This window comes from Spirillospora sp. NPDC049652 (assembly GCF_040675125.1).
Classification (GTDB): Bacteria; Actinomycetota; Actinomycetes; order Streptosporangiales; family Streptosporangiaceae; genus Spirillospora.
In genome coordinates this window covers 1-1,324 of the sequence record NZ_JBFAOF010001444.1, presented here as the reverse complement: position 1 = coordinate 1,324, position 1,324 = coordinate 1, and the positions used below count along the sequence as shown (strand labels likewise).

The 1,324-nt window shown below is 73.8% G+C and carries 2 protein-coding genes and 1 pseudogene; 2 read left to right on the top strand and 1 reads right to left on the bottom strand.

What is annotated here, in order from left to right; genetic code table 11:
* Nucleotides 1-31: 31 nt before the first annotated feature.
* Nucleotides 32-613: pseudogene (locus tag AB0J52_RS40960) on the top strand (nitrilase-related carbon-nitrogen hydrolase); the annotation flags it as partial.
* 16 nt (nucleotides 614-629) lie between these two features.
* Nucleotides 630-1,028: a hypothetical protein gene (locus tag AB0J52_RS40955; RefSeq protein ID WP_500188639.1), complete on the top strand. Its 399-nt coding sequence runs from the start codon at nucleotides 630-632 to the stop codon at nucleotides 1,026-1,028.
* 13 nt (nucleotides 1,029-1,041) lie between these two features.
* Here the strand turns inward: AB0J52_RS40955 and AB0J52_RS40950 are convergent.
* The coding region (locus AB0J52_RS40950) for a response regulator transcription factor (RefSeq protein WP_500188636.1) at nucleotides 1,042-1,324 on the bottom strand (283 nt) is incomplete at its 5' end.

The following is a 1,324-nucleotide window of genomic DNA, read 5'->3' as shown; positions in this document are numbered from 1 at the left end:
CCCGTCCGGTGGGTGACCCCGGCGGACGGGCGGGACGGTCCGCAACTCCGCCCTCGTCTTCACGCCGGACGGCGGACGGCCCGCCGAGTACGCCAAGCACCATCTGATCCCCGGCCTGGAGTCCGACTTCACGCCCGGGACCCGGCGCGTCGCCGTCCCGGGACGTCCCGGCTGGGGCGTGATCATCTGCAAGGACCTGGACTTCCCCGGGCTCGTCCGCGCCTACCGGTCCGACGGCGCGGCGGCACTGCTCGCGCCCGCCTGGGACTTCCACTCCGACGCCTGGGCGCACGGCCGGATGGCGCTGGTCCGCGGCGTCGAGAGCGGCGTCGGCATCGCCCGGAACGCCCGGGCCGGCGACCTGATGATCAGCGATCCGTACGGCCGGGTCCAGGCGCTGCGCTCGACCGACCGGCCAGGATTCGTCTCGGTGACGGGACGGGTGCCAGGCCGCCCGGCCAGCACGCTCTATGCGCGGTTCGGCGACTGGTTCGCCTGGGCGTGCGCGCTCTTCCTGGTCATCGCGGGCGCGTCGGGCGTGGTGGCCTGGCGCAGGGGACGCCCCAAATCGGCCGCTGCGGACCCTACTGGGAGAATCGCAGCACCGCTCTGAACCGTCCGGAGGACGCATGCTCCCCGTCACCACCGACACCATCAGGATCTTCCTGCACGTCCTCGCGGCCACCGTGTGGGTCGGCGGCCAGCTCACCCTGACCGCCCTGCTCCCGGTGCTGCGCAGGGCGGGGGGCGACATCCCGAAGCAGGCCGCCCGCGCGTTCAACAAGGTCGCCTGGGTCGCGTTCGCCGTCCTGATCGTCACCGGCGGCTGGAACATCGCGGCGGTCGGCGACGACACCAGCGACGACTACAAGACGACGCTGTACGTCAAGCTCGCCTTCGTGGCCCTGTCCGGCATCGCCGCCGCCTGGCACGCCTTCACCAAGTCCCGCCCGATGCTCGCGGTCACCGGGGCCGTGGGCGGCCTCTCCGCCCTCCTCGCCCTGTTCATGGGCGTCCTGCTGGGCTGAGTCGGAGGTCGGCTCAGGACAGCCAGCCCTTGTCGCGGGCGATCTGGGCCGCGGCGTGGCGGTTGTCGACGCCGAGCTTGGTGACGGCGGCGGAGAGGTAGTTCCGGACGGTCCCCTCGGACAGCCCGAGCGTCCTCGCGATGCGGGAGACGGGCTCACCGCCGGCGGCGGCGCGGAGCGCGTCGAGTTCGCGCGGGGTGAGCGGGCACTCCTCGGCGGCGAGGGCGTCGGCGGCGAGCTGCGGGTCGATGTAGCGGGCGCCTCCGGCGACCTGCCGGACGACCTCGGCGAGCCGC

Bases quoted from the DNA above. Each gene is read 5' to 3' on its own strand.
- AB0J52_RS40955 (WP_500188639.1), top strand. From the start codon at position 630: ATGCTCCCCGTCACCACCGACACCATCAGGATCTTCCTGCACGTCCTC.